This is a genomic window from Flavobacterium solisilvae (assembly GCF_012911605.1).
Classification (GTDB): Bacteria; Bacteroidota; Bacteroidia; order Flavobacteriales; family Flavobacteriaceae; genus Flavobacterium; species Flavobacterium solisilvae.
This window is the reverse complement of record NZ_JAAMPT010000207.1, coordinates 124,498-142,749: the sequence shown is the minus strand read 5'-3', so window position 1 is coordinate 142,749 and position 18,252 is coordinate 124,498. Positions and strand designations below refer to the sequence as shown.

Annotated in this window: 19 protein-coding genes and 1 tRNA gene; 12 read left to right on the top strand and 8 right to left on the bottom strand. The window is 32.5% G+C overall.

Annotated features, from left to right (window positions below; all coding sequences use genetic code 11):
- Position 1: 1 nt before the first annotated feature.
- A complete protein-coding gene (locus G6042_RS09455) occupies positions 2–478 on the bottom strand; it encodes a TspO/MBR family protein (protein ID WP_169524191.1) in 477 nt (158 codons plus the stop codon).
- Positions 479–556: 78 nt separating this feature from the next.
- On the opposite strand from G6042_RS09455, the gene mvaD reads away from it, so the two are divergent.
- The 6 genes from mvaD to G6042_RS09425 all read left to right on the top strand — a co-directional run bounded on the left by mvaD (position 557) and on the right by G6042_RS09425 (position 6,992).
- Entirely contained in the window at positions 557–1,636 is a 1,080-nt protein-coding gene (gene mvaD, locus G6042_RS09450; RefSeq protein ID WP_169524190.1) for a diphosphomevalonate decarboxylase, read from the top strand.
- 2 nt (positions 1,637–1,638) lie between these two features.
- On the top strand, positions 1,639–2,577 hold the full coding sequence (locus tag G6042_RS09445) for a mevalonate kinase family protein (RefSeq protein ID WP_169524189.1): 939 nt from the start codon (positions 1,639–1,641) through the stop codon (positions 2,575–2,577).
- A 9-nt stretch (positions 2,578–2,586) separates the two neighbouring features.
- Entirely contained in the window at positions 2,587–3,513 is a 927-nt protein-coding gene (locus G6042_RS09440; protein WP_169524188.1) for a geranylgeranylglycerol-phosphate geranylgeranyltransferase, read from the top strand.
- Positions 3,514–3,693: 180 nt separating this feature from the next.
- The gene (locus G6042_RS09435) at positions 3,694–4,593 is read left to right on the top strand and encodes a pseudouridine synthase (RefSeq protein WP_169524187.1); all 900 of its coding nucleotides are present in this window, start codon (positions 3,694–3,696) and stop codon (positions 4,591–4,593) included.
- Between the two features lie 203 nt (positions 4,594–4,796).
- Positions 4,797–5,159: a nuclear transport factor 2 family protein gene (locus G6042_RS09430; protein ID WP_169524186.1), complete on the top strand. Its 363-nt coding sequence runs from the start codon at positions 4,797–4,799 to the stop codon at positions 5,157–5,159.
- Between the two features lie 66 nt (positions 5,160–5,225).
- Complete coding sequence (locus G6042_RS09425; protein ID WP_169524185.1) at positions 5,226–6,992, top strand: DUF885 domain-containing protein; 1,767 nt, start codon at positions 5,226–5,228, stop codon at positions 6,990–6,992.
- A gap of 43 nt (positions 6,993–7,035) precedes the next feature.
- Here the strand turns inward: G6042_RS09425 and G6042_RS09420 are convergent, their stop codons facing one another.
- Both G6042_RS09420 and G6042_RS09415 read right to left on the bottom strand, forming a co-directional pair.
- Positions 7,036–7,776, bottom strand: a complete 741-nt coding sequence (locus G6042_RS09420) for a hypothetical protein (protein WP_169524184.1) — start codon at positions 7,774–7,776, stop codon at positions 7,036–7,038.
- A gap of 202 nt (positions 7,777–7,978) precedes the next feature.
- Positions 7,979–8,060, bottom strand: a tRNA-Leu gene (locus G6042_RS09415).
- Positions 8,061–8,169: 109 nt separating this feature from the next.
- Here G6042_RS09415 and G6042_RS09410 point away from each other — a divergent pair.
- From G6042_RS09410 to G6042_RS09385, 6 genes are all read left to right on the top strand, one after another.
- Complete coding sequence (locus G6042_RS09410; protein WP_169524183.1) at positions 8,170–9,558, top strand: dipeptidase; 1,389 nt, start codon at positions 8,170–8,172, stop codon at positions 9,556–9,558.
- Between the two features lie 145 nt (positions 9,559–9,703).
- The gene (locus G6042_RS09405) at positions 9,704–10,075 is read left to right on the top strand and encodes a BlaI/MecI/CopY family transcriptional regulator (RefSeq protein WP_169524182.1); all 372 of its coding nucleotides are present in this window, start codon (positions 9,704–9,706) and stop codon (positions 10,073–10,075) included.
- Positions 10,072–12,096: a M56 family metallopeptidase gene (locus tag G6042_RS09400; RefSeq protein WP_169524181.1), complete on the top strand. Its 2,025-nt coding sequence runs from the start codon at positions 10,072–10,074 to the stop codon at positions 12,094–12,096. The genes G6042_RS09405 and G6042_RS09400 overlap by 4 nt, the downstream gene beginning before the upstream one ends.
- Positions 12,096–12,512 carry a toxin-antitoxin system YwqK family antitoxin gene (locus G6042_RS09395; protein ID WP_169524180.1) on the top strand — a complete coding sequence of 139 codons (417 nt, stop codon included), beginning with the start codon at positions 12,096–12,098 and terminating at the stop codon, positions 12,510–12,512. The genes G6042_RS09400 and G6042_RS09395 overlap by 1 nt, the downstream gene beginning before the upstream one ends.
- Positions 12,513–12,561: 49 nt before the next feature.
- Positions 12,562–12,996, top strand: coding sequence for a hypothetical protein (locus G6042_RS09390; RefSeq protein ID WP_169524179.1), 435 nt, complete (start codon positions 12,562–12,564; stop codon positions 12,994–12,996).
- 175 nt (positions 12,997–13,171) lie between these two features.
- Positions 13,172–14,272 carry a DUF4407 domain-containing protein gene (locus G6042_RS09385; protein WP_169524178.1) on the top strand — a complete coding sequence of 367 codons (1,101 nt, stop codon included), beginning with the start codon at positions 13,172–13,174 and terminating at the stop codon, positions 14,270–14,272.
- Between the two features lie 109 nt (positions 14,273–14,381).
- Here G6042_RS09385 and G6042_RS09380 read toward each other — a convergent pair whose 3' ends face one another.
- The 5 genes from G6042_RS09380 to ruvC form a co-directional block, all read right to left on the bottom strand.
- A complete protein-coding gene (locus G6042_RS09380; protein ID WP_169524177.1) occupies positions 14,382–15,101 on the bottom strand; it encodes a PH domain-containing protein in 720 nt (239 codons plus the stop codon).
- Positions 15,102–15,141: 40 nt separating this feature from the next.
- Entirely contained in the window at positions 15,142–15,513 is a 372-nt protein-coding gene (locus G6042_RS09375) for an MmcQ/YjbR family DNA-binding protein (protein ID WP_169524176.1), read from the bottom strand.
- Positions 15,514–15,540: 27 nt separating this feature from the next.
- On the bottom strand, positions 15,541–16,332 hold the full coding sequence (locus tag G6042_RS09370) for a cyclase family protein (RefSeq protein ID WP_169524175.1): 792 nt from the start codon (positions 16,330–16,332) through the stop codon (positions 15,541–15,543).
- A 91-nt stretch (positions 16,333–16,423) separates the two neighbouring features.
- Complete coding sequence (hemW, locus tag G6042_RS09365) at positions 16,424–17,575, bottom strand: radical SAM family heme chaperone HemW (protein WP_169524174.1); 1,152 nt, start codon at positions 17,573–17,575, stop codon at positions 16,424–16,426.
- Between the two features lie 82 nt (positions 17,576–17,657).
- A complete protein-coding gene (ruvC, locus tag G6042_RS09360; RefSeq protein WP_169524173.1) occupies positions 17,658–18,209 on the bottom strand; it encodes a crossover junction endodeoxyribonuclease RuvC in 552 nt (183 codons plus the stop codon).
- Positions 18,210–18,252 lie beyond the last annotated feature (43 nt).

The following is an 18,252-nucleotide window of genomic DNA, read 5'->3' as shown; positions in this document are numbered from 1 at the left end:
TTTATCTATTCAAATACCAAACACTAATCGTTAAAAGCGTAGCATAACTCACCCAAACCAAATAGGGCAAAAGAAGATTTGCCGCTAGTTTGTCTATATTTTTAAATTGTTTATAGGTTTCAAAAATCATCAACCAAAGCAAAATAATTTCGATTGAAGCCAACATTGGATTGTGCAACCCAAAAAACAAAAACGACCATAAAGCATTCAACGCCAATTGAATTAAAAAAAACAAAAATGCTTTTTTTACATTAGCTTCATCAGTATCGATTTTATTCCAAACGCTACCTGCGGCAAAACCCATCATGATGTAAAGTAGTGTCCAAACCGGTGCAAAAACCCAATTTGGTGGCGTAAAAAAAGGTTTATTGATTAAGGCATACCACGTTGGAATATTTTCTCTCGTAACAATACTTGAGATATAACCAACCGCCAAACACGTCATAATTACAGTTGCAATGCGTAGAATTTTTTGCATGATAAAAAGATTTTAGTCAAATGTACTACAGATTTACAAACTATTTTTAAAAAAAGTATCTTTGCCAAAAAATTAGTTATGGTTTCTGAAAAGGATTTTATTTCAACCGATTTTGCATCAATCGAAAAAGGAAGTTTTCAATGGAGTTCGCCAAGTAATATCGCTTTAGTAAAATATTGGGGCAAAAAAGAAAATCAAATTCCTGCAAATCCATCCATAAGTTTTACTTTGAATAATTGTAAAACGATTACTAAGTTGGATTTTTCCAAAAAAGAAACAAACGATACCTTTTCATTCGATTTATTATTTGAAGGAAAACCAAAAGAAGATTTTAAACCAAAAATTCAAAAATTCTTTGAACGCATCGAAAAATATTGTCCTTATTTAAAACAATATCATTTCACAATTGACACTGAAAATACATTTCCACATAGTTCCGGAATTGCTTCATCCGCTTCAGGAATGGCGGCTTTATCGATGAACATTATGAGTTTGGAAAAAGCGCTCAATCCAACTATAACAGATGATTTTTTCTACCAAAAAGCATCATTTCTAGCTAGATTAGGTTCAGGAAGTGCTTGTAGAAGCATCAAAGGAAACGTTGTCGTTTGGGGAAAACATGACGAAATTTCAACTAGTTCCGATTTATTTGGAGTAGAATATCCGTCACAACTTCATGAAAATTTCCATAATTATCAAGACACAATTTTATTGGTTGACAAAGGCGAAAAACAAGTTTCGAGCACAGTTGGTCACGATTTAATGCACAATCATCCGTATGCTTCAACTCGTTTTGAACAAGCTCATACCAATTTATCGGCATTAAAAAAAGTATTAGAAAACGGAAACTTAGACGAATTTATCAAAATTGTAGAAAGCGAAGCACTGACATTACACGCCATGATGATGACTTCGATGCCTTATTTCATTCTGATGAAACCTAATACATTGGAAATTATCAATAAAATTTGGAAGTTCAGAAACCAAACGAATATTCCTATATGTTTTACGCTCGATGCAGGCGCAAATGTGCATGTTTTGTACCCCGAAAACGTTAGCGAAACCGTTTTACAATTTATTCAGCAAGAATTAGTTGGCTATTGTCAAAATGGTAACTATATTTGTGATATAATTGGAAACGGAAGTCAATTGATGTAACTATGAAAGGACCACTTTTTTATTCAAAAATTCTTCTCTTCGGAGAATACGGAATTATCAGAGATTCTAAAGGTTTATCTATTCCTTATAACTTTTACAACGGCGCATTGAAGTTGGACGAAAATCCATCTGCCGAAGCGATGAAATCAAATGCAAGTCTGAAGCGTTATGTTGAGTATTTGGAACAATTACAAAACGACCAACCAGAATTAGTCACTTTCAACATCGAAGCATTAAAAACTGATATTTCAAACGGAATGTACTTTGATTCTAGTATTCCGCAAGGTTATGGCGTTGGAAGTAGCGGTGCATTAGTTGCAGCAATTTATGACAAATATGCCAACAATAAAATCACAGTTTTAGAAAACCTAACTCGTGAAAAATTATTACAGTTAAAAAATATTTTTTCTCAAATGGAATCGTTTTTCCACGGGAAAAGCTCTGGTCTTGATCCATTAAACAGCTATTTGAGCATTCCAATTTTGATTAATTCAAAAGATAATATTGAAGCAACAGGAATTCCATCACAAAGCGCAACAGGAAAAGGTGCTGTATTTTTATTAGATTCAGGAATTGTAGGCGAAACAGCTCCAATGGTTAACATTTTTATGGAAAACCTAAAAGAAGAAGGTTTCCGAAAAATGCTAAAAAATCAATTCGTAAAATATACCGACGCTTGTGTGGAAAATTTCCTTGGCGGCGATATGAAATCACTTTTCAAAAACACCAAGCAATTATCAAAAGTCGTTTTAAACCATTTCAAACCTATGATTCCAGAACAGTTTCACGGTGTTTGGCAACAAGGAATTGATACAAACGATTACTACCTAAAACTTTGCGGTTCTGGTGGTGGCGGATATATTCTTGGTTTTACTGAAGATTTAGAAAAAGCAAAACAATCCTTAAAAGATTACAAACTAGAAGTAGTTTACCAATTTTAAATTTCCATTATGCTTAGCCGAAAAACCAAACATCTGCTGTTAAAAATCATCAGCATGTTTTCAGTGGTTCGAGGCTATAACATTCCAGTTATTGTCTTGGCACAATACCTATCGGCAATATTTATTCTTGCGCCAGAAAAAAGAGCATTGGAAGTAATCCTCGACAAAAATCTTTTCTTAATCGTACTTTTATCAGCATTAACCATAGCTTCGGGTTACATCATCAACAATTTTTACGACAGCAAAAAAGACTTAATCAACCGACCAAATAAATCCATGCTCGACCGATTAGTCAGTCAAAAAACCAAACTACAAGTCTATTTTTCGGTCAATTTCATCGTTTTTTTACTCGCGTTTTTTGTATCAATCCGAGCCGTACTTTTCTTTTCTTGCTATATTTTCCTCATTTGGTTCTATTCTCATAAACTCAAAAAAATTGTAGTTATTGGCAATTTAACCGCTTCACTCCTAGCCGTTTTACCCTTTTTTGCCATACTTTTATATTTCAAAAATTTCTATCACGTTATTTTTGCACACGCCACATTTTTATATTTACTCATTCTCATCCGCGAAATGATAAAAGATTTAGAAAACCTAAAAGGCGATATAGCAAACGATTACCAAACCATTCCAGTGATTTTTGGCGAAAATATTTCCAAAAAAATCATCACCTTTTTAACCATTTCCACCATAATCCCAATCTATTTCCTAATCGAAATATTCGAAGTTGGCTACATGGACATCTATTTCTACGTCAGCATGATAATCCTGATTTTCTTCCTCCAAAAACTATGGAAATCCGAAACAAAATCCGATTATCTAAAACTACACAACATCCTAAAATTCATAGTCGTTTCAGGCGTTTTTTGCATCGTTTTAATCAATCTCGAAGTACTCATCCACGGCAAAAAAGTAGTCGAAACCATTGTTCGTTAGTAGCGAAACTTTCAGCAATTGCTAAACCATTTTCCCGCTTTTCGTTTCAATCTGTCATCTCGTTTTACAAAACGAGATGACAGGATTTTCACTTCAATCAGGGCTAATTTTTAAACCATCGCATTTTATTATACAATATAAGCCTCTGAAATACGTATCTTTGCCTAAATTTTAGAATTCATGAACAATAAGGAAGGCAATAACAAACGAAACAGTTCACGTTCAAATAGTTCGCGACCAAGCTCGAATAAGCCAAAACCTGCCATGCCAAAACGTGCGCAAGGTCCAAAAAAAGCAAAGCCAACAACAGACTCTGCTGCATCAAAAAAAACAGCAAAGCCAGTAAACAATATACCAAAACCATTAAAATCTGACGACATCCGATTAAACAAGTACATTTCCAACTCAGGAGTTTGTTCACGTCGTGATGCCGACATTTACATTCAATCAGGAAACGTAAAAGTAAACGGCGAAGTCATCACCGAAATGGGTTACAAAGTAAAACCTGGCGATGTGGTAAACTTTGATGGAACAACGTTAACTCCAGAACGCAAAGAATATATTTTACTAAACAAACCTAAAAACTTCACGACTTCTAACGAAGACAATGATGATTATAGAAACGTTTTAGAATTAGTTCGTTCCGCAACCAAAGCTAAAATTCAACCTATCGGAAGAATGGATAAAAACACCACTGGCTTATTGGTTTTCACTAACGATACCGATATGATTAGAAAATTCAGTTTACCTAATCAAAAATCAACAAAAATCTATCAAGTTTCTTTGGACAGAAATTTAAAATTTGAAGATTTAGAAAAAATTTCTGGTGGCGTAACACTTGATGGACATCGACTTTATGTTGACGAAATCAGCTACATTGAAAACGAACCTAAAACCGAAATTGGTTTAAAACTAAGAACTCCAAACGTAAAAGTAGTTCGTGCTATTTTTGAAAGTTTTAAATATGACGTACTAAAAATTGACCGTGTTTCTTTTGCCGGCTTAACTAAGAAAAATTTACCTCGCGGTAACTGGCGTTTCCTTACAGAACAAGAAATCATCAATTTGAAAAATATCTAAAAGTTGATTTCGTTTACGAAATACACAAAAACCAAGCATTTCTTAATTATTTGATTAAAATCCTCCATAATATTGTCATTCCGTAGGAATCTCAAAACACTATTTGAGATTCCTATGGAATGACAAACTTTGCTTTGATTGTTTCTAACAAAACAATAAAGTCGAAATTGAAATTTGCAAATTGACTATTCATAAATTAACATATGTCAACAGAAAAAAACTTATCCATTGCACATCTTTGGTTTTCCTCATTCAACGCTCATAATCTCGAAAAACTTTTATCGTTATATGATGACGAAGCACAACATTTTAGCCCAAAATTAAAAATCCGTCAACCAGAAACCAATGGTTTAGTTATTGGAAAAGATGCTTTACGTTCTTGGTGGCAAGATGCTTTTGACCGATTACCAAGTTTGCATTATAAAGTAACGTCATTAACTTCAAATTCGGATAGAGTTTTTATGGAATACATCCGAACTGTGGAAAACGAACCCGAAATGCTCGTAGCCGAAGTACTCGAAATTAAAGATGGAAAAATCATTTTCTCCCGAGTTTATCACGGATAATTTATCATTCCGTTAACTAATCAATTCATTAAAAAACTATAGTTTTACTTTACTAATCAATCCATTATGAGAAAAATTTATTCATTTTCGGCAATAGTAATTTTGTCATTACTTTTTGTAAACTGCAAATCCGATGAAAAACCACAGGATTTCAAATCATTAACCGAGAACTATTTCAAAGAAAAAAACGAATTAAGTCCACTTGAAGCTACTTTCAACGGTCAAAACGAACAAAACGACAAATTAGTTTTTGAAATGACTGATGCGTATCGTTCTAAAAAGAAAGCTTTTTTTGAAAAATATTTATCCGAATTAAAAAATATTGATTTCGACAAACTTTCGGAAGAAGAAAAAAACAGCTACAACATCATCAAATGGGAAGCTGAAGTTGGCATTTCTTTATTGGAACAAAACGGAAATTTAACGCCAATTAACCAGTTTGACGGAACGCATTTAACAATGGGACAATTAGCCAGTGCCGAAAGTGCGCAACCCTTTAAAACCGTTGACGATTATGAAAAATTTCATAAAAGATTAGATTTATATACCGTTTGGATTGATTCTGCTATTGTTTATATGAAAAAAGGAATGGCAAAAAATGTAGTTTTACCAAAAAGTTTGGCAATAAAAATTGTTCCTCAATTTGAAACATTAATTACTCCAAAAGCCGAAGACAATCTATTTTATTCAAGCTGTAAAAAATTCCCAACCGAATTTACGCAACAACAAAAAGACGAATTATCTAAAAAATATGCGGCTACAATTTCTGAAAAACTTATTCCTCAGTTTCAAAAAATGGTAAAATTTTTAAACGAAGAATATGTTCCAAAATCTAGAACAACCAGCGGAATTGGAAGTTTAAATGGCGGAAATGAATTGTATAAATCTCTAGTAAAACAATGGACAACAACGACCAAAACTCCCGAAGAAATTCACGAATTAGGATTAAAAGAAGTTGCTCGTATTAAATCGGAAATGGAAAAAGTAAAAACCCAAGTTGGTTTTACTGGAACAATCATTGAGTTTTTTGATTACGTTAGAAATAAACCCGAATTAAAACCATTCAAAAAACCGGAAGAAGTGATTGCTAATTTTGAAAAATACCACAAAATCATCAAGCCAAATGTGGACAAACTTTTTTCGCTTCAACCAAAAACACCTTTTCAAATAAAAAGAACAGAAGCTTTTAGAGAAAAAACAGCAAGTGCTGAATACATGCAAGGCGCAACCGATGGTTCGCGTCCAGGAACTTTTTATGTTCCAATTCCTGATGTAAAAAACTACAACTACTATGCAGATGAAGATTTGTTTTTACACGAAGCCATTCCTGGACATCATTTCCAAATTTCGTTGCAACAAGAAAATACCGCTTTACCCGATTTTAGAAAATTCAACTGGTTTGGTGCTTATGGCGAAGGTTGGGCTTTATACACCGAAAGTCTTGGAAAAGAATTAGGTCTATACAATGATCCATACCAATATTTTGGAATGTTAAGCAGCGAAATGCATCGCGCTATTCGTTTAGTGGTTGACACTGGTTTACACAGTAAAGGCTGGACACGCGAACAAGCCATCAAATATTCGCTTGAAAACGAAGCTGAAAGTGAAGCTAGCATTATTGCCGAAATCGAGCGCTATATGGCAATTCCGGGACAAGCTTTGTCTTATAAAATTGGACAATTAAAAATCATTGAGCTTCGCAAAAAAGCCGAAACAGAGATGAAAGACAAATTCGATATTAAAGTTTTCCATCAAAAAGTATTGGAATCTGGCGTAATGCCATTGGCTTTGTTGGAAAAGAAAATCAACGATTGGATTTCTACTGCAAAATAATAAATTCAACAAAAAAACGGCTTTCAAATGAAAGCCGTTTTTTTTATTTTTTAATTCCCTGTTCCAATTTATCAAAATTGATAGGATTTCCGTTTACATCAAAATATTGGTAATGATATTTCAACTTTCCGTCAAATTCTTCTATTCTAATTTCCATTTGATAAAAACCGCCTTTCCACTCAACAACAACACTAAAAGTATATTCTGCAACACCAAAACTACTTGGCATCGTACTAGCATAAACCAATCGTCTTGACTTTAAATTTAGAGTATTTATCTCAAAATTTTCATACGTTCCAATTCCTTGCTCATCAGAATCAATTCCTTCTTCATCATGATGACCAATAACTCGGCTACTTTTCTTAATATCTTTTGTATAATTATAAATATCTTTAATTGAAACAATTACATCTTTCAACGAATTTTTTCCAACATTAAAAACATAAAATCTCAATTGATGCACATAGGTGTTTTTATCTGATTTTTTACCATTATCATCGGACAAATCCAAATCGGTAATTTCAATCAACGGTAAATTGTTACCCAACATATTCTGATAAGAATACGCAACACTTGGAGAAAAAGCACTAGAATCTAATTCTTTATTTTTTAGAACACTGTTTAGTTTCTCTATTTCTTTTTTGCTTTTGGCTAATTCAATTTCTACTTCAGGCGAAGCAACCGTTGAACCATTTCCTTTGTAATAAATAAAAATGGCTAGTGCTATTAAAATACATCCTAGAATTGCTAGTATAATCGTTATCATATTCGATTTATGGTTCATTCTTTTCTATTTGATACTTCTTCAAAAGTGTTACATAGTAAAATACGATGTAAAACTATCCTAAAAGAATTCAATAATAAATTTTTAACGATAAATAGCTCAATTTTAAGATAAAAATCAAATTTTCAGCAATAATTACAATTTTTCTAGATAAAAAACCAATAAAAATAAAAAAAGCCCAAACTTTCGTTTGAGCTTTCTGTGCGGGTAATAGGACTCGAACCTACACGCCTTGCGGCACCAGATCCTAAGTCTGGCATGTCTACCAATTTCACCATACCCGCAAAATTTGTGAGTGCAAATATATAAATAATTATCAATTTCAAATATGAAATACGAATTTTTTTAAAACTCTTTTTTTAAGTAAATTTGACCTTACTCAATTTAATTAAAATGGACAACATAAAAAATTACGTTCAACAAAACAAAGAACGTTTTATTAATGAATTAATCGAACTTTTAAAAATTCCATCCGTTAGTGCCGATAGTGCTTATTCTCAAGATGTTATCAATACTTCAGAAGCTGTAAAAGCTAGTTTAGAAAAAGCTGGATGTCAGTTTGTAGAAATCTGTGAAACGCCAGGTTATCCTATTGTTTTTGGCGAACACATAATCGATAAAAACCTACCAACAGTTCTGGTTTATGGACATTATGATGTTCAACCGCCAGATCCAATGGAACTTTGGACTTCACCACCATTTGAACCTGTAATTAAAACCACTGAAATTCATCCAGACGGAGCCATTTTTGCTCGTGGTGCATGCGATGATAAAGGTCAGATGTACATGCATGTCAAAGCTTTTGAATACATGATTGCTAACAATAATTTGCCTTGTAATGTAAAATTCATGATTGAAGGCGAAGAAGAAGTTGGCTCAAAATCATTAGGTTGGTTTGTTGAACGAAATCAGGAAAAACTAAGTTGCGACGTAATTTTAATTTCCGATACCGGAATGATTTCAAATTCACAACCAAGTATTACAACAGGTTTACGTGGTTTAAGCTATGTAGAAGTAGAAGTTACCGGACCAAATCGCGATTTACATTCCGGACTTTATGGTGGCGCAGTTGCCAACCCGATAAATGTGTTGACCAAAATGATTGCTTCGCTTCATGACGAAAATAATCACATTACCATTCCCGGATTTTATGATAAAGTAGAAGAACTTTCCGCTGAAGAAAGAGCCGAAATGGCAAAACGTCCATACAGCGAAGACGATTACAAAAAAGCACTTGATATCGCTGATGTTTATGGCGAAACTGGTTATTCAACCAATGAAAGAAATTCCATTCGTCCAACGCTTGACGTAAACGGAATTTGGGGTGGTTATACTGGCGAAGGCGCAAAAACCGTAATTGCTAGTAAAGCTTATGCTAAAATCTCTATGCGTTTAGTTCCAAATCAAGATTGGGAAGAAATCACCGAATTGTTCAAAAAACACTTTGAAAGCATTGCTCCAAAAGCCGTAACCGTAAAAGTTACACCACATCACGGCGGACAAGGTTATGTAACGCCAATCGACAGCATTGGTTATCAAGCTGCTAATAAAGCTTACACAGAAACCTTTGGTGTTCAGGCTATTCCGGTTCGTTCTGGTGGAAGTATTCCAATTGTCGCTTTATTTGAAAAAGAGTTGAAATCCAAAACTATTTTGATGGGATTTGGTCTTGACAGCGATGCCATTCACTCGCCAAACGAGCATTTTGGAATTTTCAATTACTTAAAAGGAATTGAAACTATTCCGTTGTTTTATAAATACTTTGTGGAACTTTCTAAATAGTTAACCGCAAATTCGCAAATTATTAATCCGTTTATTCTTAATTGAGTAAGCGGATTTTTTTTATCAAAATGTTAAATTTATATTCTACACTTGTAGAATTGATTTTTTATTCTACATTTGTAGAGTTAATTCTAAAAATATAGAAATGCAATTATCTAATGCCGAAGAACAAGTAATGGAACATTTATGGAAAATGGAAAAAGCTTTTATGAAAGATTTACTCGAAGCTTATCCTGAACCAAAACCTGCAACAACAACCGTTGCCACGCTTTTGAAACGAATGATTGATAAGAAATTTGTTGCTTACAACGAGTTTGGTAATTCCCGTGAATATTATCCATTAGTCAAAAAATCGGATTATTTCTCGAAACACGTTAACGGATTAATTAAAAATTTCTTTGATAATTCGGCATCACAGTTTGCTTCCTTTTTCACCACCGAAACCAATTTATCGGAAAAAGAATTGGAAGAACTCAAAAAAATCATTGACGTTCAACTTCAAAAAAAGAAAAAATGATAGACTTTATTATAACATCATCGGTTTGTTTAACCCTATTTCTTGCTGCATATCATTTGCTTTTGGAAAAAGAAAAAATGCATCACTTCAATAGATTTTATTTATTAAGCTCGATAGTGATTTCATTGCTAATTCCGTTTTTAAACTTCGAAATCATAAAAGAAATTCCCGTTGAAGTTTCAGAAACCGTTATGGTTGAAGGATTAATTCCTAGTCAAGCGGTTTTTGTAGAAGAAGAAACTTCGGTTTTACCTTTAATCATTTGGAGTTTATATGGTTTAATCACATTTGGATTTTTCATCCGTTTTGGCAAAAATCTTTTGGAACTTATTTCAAAAACCAAGTCAAATCCATCGGTAAAATATCAAAATGCCAATTTGGTTTTATTGGACGAAAAAGTACTTCCGCACACGTTTTGGAATTCCATTTTTATCAATTTTGACGACTATAATAGCAGAAATATCGAAGATGAATTATACACGCATGAATTGGTTCACGTAACGCAAAAACATACGTTCGACATACTATTTATTGAAACGCTGAAAACCATTTTTTGGTTCAATCCGTTGTTTTATTTCTACAAAAAAGCTATTCAACTTAACCACGAATTCCTTGCTGACGAAGAAGTGATAAAATCCTGTGATAATGTTCCGTTTTATCAAACTTTATTATTACAAAAAAACAGTATCAATCACGTTTTCCTAACCAGTAATCTTAACTATCAAGTAACCAAAAAACGATTAATCATGATGACTAAAAACACTTCAAAAACATTGGCTTTGCTAAAAAAAGTCGCAATTTTACCCATATTGGTTGGGATGATTTATTTTTTCTGTGTAGAAATTGTAGCACAAGAGAAAACAAAGCCTATCAAAACAGAAAAAGCTGAAGAACAAACAATTGCAAGTACAATAAATAAAAAAGACAAAAACATTAATCCCGAAGAATATTTTAAAGGTGTTCGCTTCAAATATTATGAAAATAAAAATGGAAAATTAATTTTTGATAAAAAATACGAAGAACTTACAGAAGACGAAAAGAAAGAAATTGAAATTTCTTTACTACTTGGCATGCAAAAGCCTTTTGAAAAAAAATCACCATCAATACGAGAAATGAACGATTTTAAAAATTCAAAGAAATTTGCAATATGGATAGATGGGAAAAATGTTCCAAACAATGAGTTAAACAAATATAAACCAAAAGATTTTGCACATTATTCGGGAAGCGTAATCCTAAAAAATGCTCGAACAAAAAAACATCCACAACCTTTTCAATATTGGTTTTATACCCAACCATATTTTGAAAAAAACAATATGGGAAAACAAATTAAAAAATATCCTGGCGATGAAATTATAATTTGGAAAGATGGAAAAGCACTAATGTTAATGCCAAATGAAAAGTCTTCTGTAAAAGCTGAAGCAACAACTAAAGAAAATGACACAATTAAAAAATCAAAAAAAGCAATAGAAAAAGTAGCAATTAACGGAAATATTTATGAAAAAATTGAAGATAAATACTTTAATGAAAAAGGTTCTTTTCAAACCGATGGAAAAACTAAACATAAAAATGGCTACATAAAAATTAATAATGAAACCTGCTTTTATGTTACTGACAACAATGGTGAAATAGACTATTTTGACCGATATGGAAATCGAATAAATAAAAACGGTGAAAAATTAGAACCAAAATCTGCATCCAACAACGAAATGCATTCAACCGCAGATTTAACCGAAAAACCAGAATTTGAAGGTGGAATGGATGATTTTTACAAATACATAGCTAAAAACTATAAAGTTCCAGCAGAAATCACCAAAAACAAATTAAAAGGAAAAATTTTCATGAGTTTTATTGTAGAAGCGGACGGTTCATTGTCTAATATAAAAACAATAAAAGATATGGGTTTTGGAACTGGAGATGAAGCCGTTCGTATACTAAAAAATTCTCCTAAATGGAAACCAGGAAAAATTGATGATAAACCAGTAAGAACTTCCTATTCTTTACCTATAACTATATCAAATTAATGAATATCTTTCGATTTGTATTTCTTCTTTTGCTGTTAGCAATTACAATTAGTTGCAAAACCAATAAAACCATCAACCATCATCGGGAAGGAAAATGGGTTTTTAAAGATACTGTAAACGGCGTTTTATATAAATCAAAAGGAAAATACAAGCAAAGTCAGGAAATCAAAACTTGGAAATATTTTGAAAATGGCAAACTCGTTAAAATTGAAAAATACGAGGATAATATTTGTCATATTAAAACTTTTAACGAAAAAGGAAGAACAACTTCCATCGGAAAATCGATGATAATGGAAGAAAACAATGAAACACATTGGTATCTAACTGGAGATTGGATTTTCTTTGATGAAAACGGAAAAATCATCGGGATAAAAAAATATGAAAAAGGCGAATTAGTCTCAGAAATTGAAATGTAGACGCAACTTTTTTAATAAAAATGTATCTTTAAAGCAAAACCTAACCATTATGAAACATTTTTTAACCCTATTAAGTTGCCTTTTTTTAGTAACTATTTCGTGTTCTGATGACGATAAAAAAACGGTTAACTCCAATTGTGATAAGCAAGCGTTAGTTTTTAACGACGATAACTTTCAAGATGTTATAACTGCCAATTATATGATAACAAACGTAGTTTTGAACGGCGATTGTTTATCGGTTAGTGTTAGTTCAAGCGGATGCAGTAGCGATAACTGGGATATGGAACTTATAAGCTCAACCAGCATTTTAGAATCATTTCCTGTGCAAAGACTTGTAAAAGTTGAACTTGACAACGAAGAAGCTTGTTTAGCGGTTTTCCAAAAAACGATTTCTTTTGATTTAGCTCCATTTCAAGTTGATGGACAAAATCAGGTCATTTTAAATATTGATGGTTGGGACGAACCAATTAGTTATCAGTATTGATTTAAAAAAAATAACTATCTAAAAACCTCATAATTCGCACTGTTTTATGAGGTTTTTTATTTGTCAAAATTTTAATTTTAGAATAAATTCTCTTCTAAAAATCAATCGTTTACAATAAATATTATTTTTTGGCGTTATATTTGTATATCATCAATCATCATAAAATCAATCAATCATGTTAAAACGTTTTTTTCTTCTTTGTTCTGGTGTCGATACTGACATTGTGAACGGTTGTTCCAACGGCGAACAAAACAAATATGCCGGAATTGGAGCCACAGTTTTCTTCACAGCCGTTATGGCTTTTATCGCTGCTTCTTATGCTTTATTTACCGTTTTTGACAACGTATTTATTGCTGTTGCTTTTGGATTAGTTTGGGGATTTTTAATCTTCAATCTCGACCGATTTATTGTTTCTACCATCAAAAAAAGAGATAATTTTCTGGATGAATTTCTTCAAGCTTCGCCACGAATTATTTTGGCAATCATTATTGCTATCGTAATTTCAAAACCATTGGAAATCAAAATTTTTGAAAAAGAAATCAATACAGTTTTATTGAAAGAAAAAAACGAAATGGCTTTGGCAAATAAAAAGCAAGTTGCTGGTTATTTTCAATCGGATTTAGATAAAAACAAAGCGCAAATCGACAGTTTAAAAAGCGATATTACTAAAAAAGAAAAAGAAGTAAACGCTTTATATTCAACTTACATCACCGAAGCCGAAGGAACTGCTGGAACCAAAAAACTAGGAAAAGGTCCGGTTTATAAAGAAAAACGTGAAAAACACGATGCGGCTTTGCAAGATTTGGCTGCTTTAAAAACAACCAATCAAACCAAAATTGCCGATTTGGAAACCAAAGCCAAAACACTACAAGCTGATTTAGACAAAAAAGTAACCGAAACCCAACCCATTATTGATGGTTTCGACGGATTGATGGCAAGAATTAATGCTTTGAACAAATTGCCTTGGTTGCCTTCATTTTTTATTATGTTGTTGTTTTTAGCTATAGAAACTTCGCCTATTATCGCCAAATTATTATCGCCAAAAGGTGAATATGATTTCAAACAAGAAGATGGCGAAATGGGAATTAAAAATGTAATCGCTCAAAATCGTTATCAAAGTGAATTGCAACGAAAAACCGATGCCGAAATCTATGATAAAGTTTATGCTGACATCAAAGATGACAAGGAATTATACAATTACAAGAAAAAAGGTGCAACCGAGTTATTGAAACTTCAAGCCGACGGTTTTGTTGAAAAGCAGAAGAAATCAATGTAGTTCTAACCACGAAGACACTAAGCAAACACAAAGAACACAAAAACCTTATATTACTCAAAATATAAGGTTTTTGTATTTAAAAAACTTTGTGAACTTCGTGGTTAGAAAACTACATACACTTTATAATCTCAGCTTTCAGTTTATCATATTCTCCTTGAAGAATTAATCCGTTGTCTAACAGTTTTTTATAGTTTTGAAGTTTTTCAAACAACTCATCCTGAGACAAATCAGCTAAACCTTTTTCGGTTTCAACTTTTTCGTCGGGAAACTGCTTTTCATCTCTAAATCCTGATTGTGCTACCGGAATAATTTCAGCAAAACTAGTTACTTCTTCTGCTTGAATTTCTTCAACAACTTCTGCTTCTTCAATGATTTCAACTGGAGTTGTTTCAATAGAAACTTTTTCTTCAACGATTGGTGTATTTACAACCGGATTTTTTAATAAATCCAATTGTTCTTTGGCAAAAGTATATAATTTTCGCGCTTGATTTTTTGGCAAATAATCTACTGTATGTGTCAAATCAGACTTAGTTGAAAAAGTGAATTCTGCACCCAAAATTCCTTCTTTTACAAAACTTGCTGCAATATCATCCCAATCATAATCAACAAATTCCATCGATAATCCGAGATTTTTTGGCTTACAAAGAATAATTCGTTTATTGGTTACCACAATACTATCGGGTAAAATAGTTACCGCTGGTTTTTTTTGAACTGCAATGTATCCAATTTCTTCATTGGACATCAATAGATTATCCAACTTTGAAGTAATCTTTTCAATTGCTTTTGGATCTTGGTCTTCGTTTAATATTTTCTTTAAATTATCTAACATGGCTTTATTTTATGTCTAAAATTCATTGCAAAAGTAATGCCTAATTCTCATTTTCAAGAATTTCGTTTTGAATTTTTTTGGTTAAACTTTTGAAAACTAATTCATAAGAATGATTTATCAGTTCAAGCATCATTTTATCGGAAACATCACTATTAAAACCAACTGTATTCCAATGGATTTTACTCATATGATAACCCGGATTTATCGCTTCATATTCAGCACGAAGTTCCAAAGCTCGTTCTGGTTCGCATTTTAAATTTAATGATGGAGTTCCTTTTTCCCATTCTTTTAATGATGTAAGACAAAACATTTTTCCACCAACTTTAAAGACTAATGTATCTTCATCAAACGGAAAATGTTCGGTTACTCCTTTCTTGGAAAGACAAAATTCATATAGTTGCTGGATGTTCATTTTTTTTGAGTGATTAGTGAACAGTAATTAGTGATTAGCTTGTACTTTATACAAAATCGGTTTACTTGGCGATGCATCATTTTCAAATGACGCTATCTGAATATTTAGAATATAACTTCCATCAGGAATTTCATTGGGAACAAAAATCATTTCGGTAATCGTGCAATCCATTCGTGCATCATCATTCAAATTAGTAACATCTTTTACATTCCAAAATGCTTTATGTGCCAATAATTTGCCTTCATCTTCTTCTCTATCAACACTTGGCAAATCAATTAAAAGATGCTTTATTCCGATTTCTCGAATGAAAATCGCTGCTTCTTCCGAAAGATATGGCGGATTGGTATGCGAATAGTTTTTATGTTTTTTGGACTCTAAATTAGGTAAAGTTCTTATGATTAATGCTTCTGGATTAATCCAATTATTATGTGATTTCTCCTTCGTCGAAATGACAAAATACTGTTGAATTTGCTCTTTTGTAATTACTAAATCATCATTTATGTTTTCTGGTGTAATCGAAATCAATTCTGCCGTAAAGAAAAATTGTTTCAAACATTGATTTATCGAATAAAATTCTCGCGTGATATGTCCGAGACATTCCGTGTGCGTTCCGTGTCCGTGTGGATTGAAGAAAATATTATTAAAATTGGTCGAACTTCCTTCGGAAACTTTTCCAACCCAATCACCAAATTTTACGGGTTCAATTTCAGGTTTTTCGATATACCATGCAATCGGATTTTTATCGGAATTGGTCAATGGAATAGAAATATCAATGGGTTTTGACAGGTCGATTTGGAAATTTTGGATTTTAGCTATCATAAATTCTAACCACGAAGGTCACAAGGTTTTCACTAAGTTCACAAAGCTTTGTGTTTCTTTGTGCTTTCTTCGTGTTCTTAGTGGTTAATAATCATTCCAAATTTAACAAAAACAAGTCACTTGCAATTCCATCACAAAGAAACTTTCCTTTTGAGGTTGGTTTTAAAATCTTTTCATCAAGATAAAGTAAATCATCAGCAATAAATTTTTCAGATTGTTTCAAAAGATATTCTAGAAAATCCGTTCCGAATTCTTTCTCCACTTTATCCAAAGAAATTCCCCAAATGGTTCGTAAACCCGTCATAACATATTCGTTGTATCTGTCGTTTTTGGATAAAATTTCCGTTTCTGATGGTAATTTATTTTCAGCTATTGATTTTAGATAAATTGAATTATTCGAAATATTCCAACTTCTTGAAGTTCCGTTAAAACTATGCGCTGAAGGTCCAATTCCAATGTATTTTTTTCCCAACCAATACGCCGAATTATTTTTGGAAAAGTAATTTTCTTTCCCAAAATTCGATAACTCGTAGTGAATAAATCCATTTTCTGATAGTTTATCGACTAAAACTTGAAAATGTTCTTGGGCAACTTCGTCCTTTGGTTCGTCGATTTTTCCAGTTTGTATTAATTTTTTCAAAGCGGTTTTGGGTTCAACCGTCAAAGCATAACTGGAAATATGCGGAACATTAAAGGACAAAGCAGTTTCGATGTTTTGCAACCATTTTTCGTTGCTCATATTTGGCATTCCATAAATCAAATCAATGGAAATATTATCGAAATATTGCGTAGCAAATTCTAGACATCTTTTGGCTTCATCGGCATTATGAGCACGATTCATCAGTTGTAAATCATCTTCAAAAAACGATTGAATTCCGATAGAAAGACGGTTTACTCCAATCGCTTTGAGTTCTTCAAAAAGATTCCTACGGAATGACAAACTTGGAGACAAATCATCTGGATTAGCTTCTATAGTGATTTCAGGATTTCCAACCACTTTATAATTGGAATAAACTGTATCAATCAACAATTTTATATCTGAAATTTCTAAAATACTCGGCGTTCCGCCACCAAAATAAATGGTTTCCACAACATCATTTTCAAATTCGTTTTTTCGCAACTCAATTTCTTTTGCCAATGCCAAAACCATTTCATCTTTTTTCTTCAATGAAGTCGAAAAATGAAAATCGCAATAATGACAAGCTTGCTTGCAGAATGGTATGTGAATATAGATTCCTGACATTTAAATTTGAAAGTTAATTGATTTGAAAATCTGAAAATGTTTACCGCAAAGAAAATAATTCTCAAATTGGTACATTTTAAAATTATCTAATTCTGTTTTCATTTTGTTTTACAAAAGCATCCCAACCGGAATAACTTTTTTCGCCAATTACTTTTCCCGTGTTGAAAAAATGACAAACGGCTGCAGCTAAACCATCGGTACTATCAAGATTTTTGGGTAATTCTTTCAATCCGAGAAGTTGTTGTAGCATTTTAGCAACCTGTTCTTTGCTGGCATTTCCGTTCCCTGTGATTGCCATTTTTATTTTCTTAGGTTCGTATTCTGTTATAGGAATTTGACGTGACAAACCTGCTGCCATAGCAACACCTTGCGCTCGACCAAGTTTCAACATGGACTGAACATTTTTACCAAAAAATGGTGCTTCAATAGCAATTTCATCTGGATGATGGGTTTCAATCAACTCAATTGTTCGCTCAAAAATGATTTTCAACTTGGTGTAATGATCATCATATTTAGACAAAATCAATTCGTTCAATTGAATGAATTCCATCTTTTTATTGATAACTTTTATCAACCCAAAACCCATTATGGTTGTTCCGGGATCAATTCCTAATATGATTCTTTCGTTTGCCAATTATTTTATTTTTTAGACACAAATTTTCACAAATTCATGATCC

Excerpts from the sequence above, each read along its gene's own strand:
- G6042_RS09455 (WP_169524191.1), bottom strand. The coding sequence starts at position 478 with ATGCAAAAAATTCTACGCATTGCAACTGTAATTATGACGTGTTTGGCG.
- G6042_RS09410 (WP_169524183.1), top strand. The coding sequence starts at position 8,170 with ATGGACAACATAAAAAATTACGTTCAACAAAACAAAGAACGTTTTATT.
- G6042_RS09375 (WP_169524176.1), bottom strand. The coding sequence starts at position 15,513 with ATGAACATCCAGCAACTATATGAATTTTGTCTTTCCAAGAAAGGAGTA.
- G6042_RS09380 (WP_169524177.1), bottom strand. The coding sequence starts at position 15,101 with ATGTTAGATAATTTAAAGAAAATATTAAACGAAGACCAAGATCCAAAA.
- G6042_RS09430 (WP_169524186.1), top strand. The coding sequence starts at position 4,797 with ATGTCAACAGAAAAAAACTTATCCATTGCACATCTTTGGTTTTCCTCA.
- G6042_RS09435 (WP_169524187.1), top strand. The coding sequence starts at position 3,694 with ATGAACAATAAGGAAGGCAATAACAAACGAAACAGTTCACGTTCAAAT.
- hemW (WP_169524174.1), bottom strand. The coding sequence starts at position 17,575 with ATGTCAGGAATCTATATTCACATACCATTCTGCAAGCAAGCTTGTCAT.
- G6042_RS09385 (WP_169524178.1), top strand. The coding sequence starts at position 13,172 with ATGTTAAAACGTTTTTTTCTTCTTTGTTCTGGTGTCGATACTGACATT.
- G6042_RS09400 (WP_169524181.1), top strand. The coding sequence starts at position 10,072 with ATGATAGACTTTATTATAACATCATCGGTTTGTTTAACCCTATTTCTT.
- G6042_RS09440 (WP_169524188.1), top strand. The coding sequence starts at position 2,587 with ATGCTTAGCCGAAAAACCAAACATCTGCTGTTAAAAATCATCAGCATG.
- mvaD (WP_169524190.1), top strand. The coding sequence starts at position 557 with ATGGTTTCTGAAAAGGATTTTATTTCAACCGATTTTGCATCAATCGAA.
- G6042_RS09425 (WP_169524185.1), top strand. The coding sequence starts at position 5,226 with ATGAGAAAAATTTATTCATTTTCGGCAATAGTAATTTTGTCATTACTT.
- G6042_RS09445 (WP_169524189.1), top strand. The coding sequence starts at position 1,639 with ATGAAAGGACCACTTTTTTATTCAAAAATTCTTCTCTTCGGAGAATAC.
- G6042_RS09370 (WP_169524175.1), bottom strand. The coding sequence starts at position 16,332 with ATGATAGCTAAAATCCAAAATTTCCAAATCGACCTGTCAAAACCCATT.
- G6042_RS09390 (WP_169524179.1), top strand. The coding sequence starts at position 12,562 with ATGAAACATTTTTTAACCCTATTAAGTTGCCTTTTTTTAGTAACTATT.
- G6042_RS09420 (WP_169524184.1), bottom strand. The coding sequence starts at position 7,776 with ATGAACCATAAATCGAATATGATAACGATTATACTAGCAATTCTAGGA.
- G6042_RS09405 (WP_169524182.1), top strand. The coding sequence starts at position 9,704 with ATGCAATTATCTAATGCCGAAGAACAAGTAATGGAACATTTATGGAAA.
- G6042_RS09395 (WP_169524180.1), top strand. The coding sequence starts at position 12,096 with ATGAATATCTTTCGATTTGTATTTCTTCTTTTGCTGTTAGCAATTACA.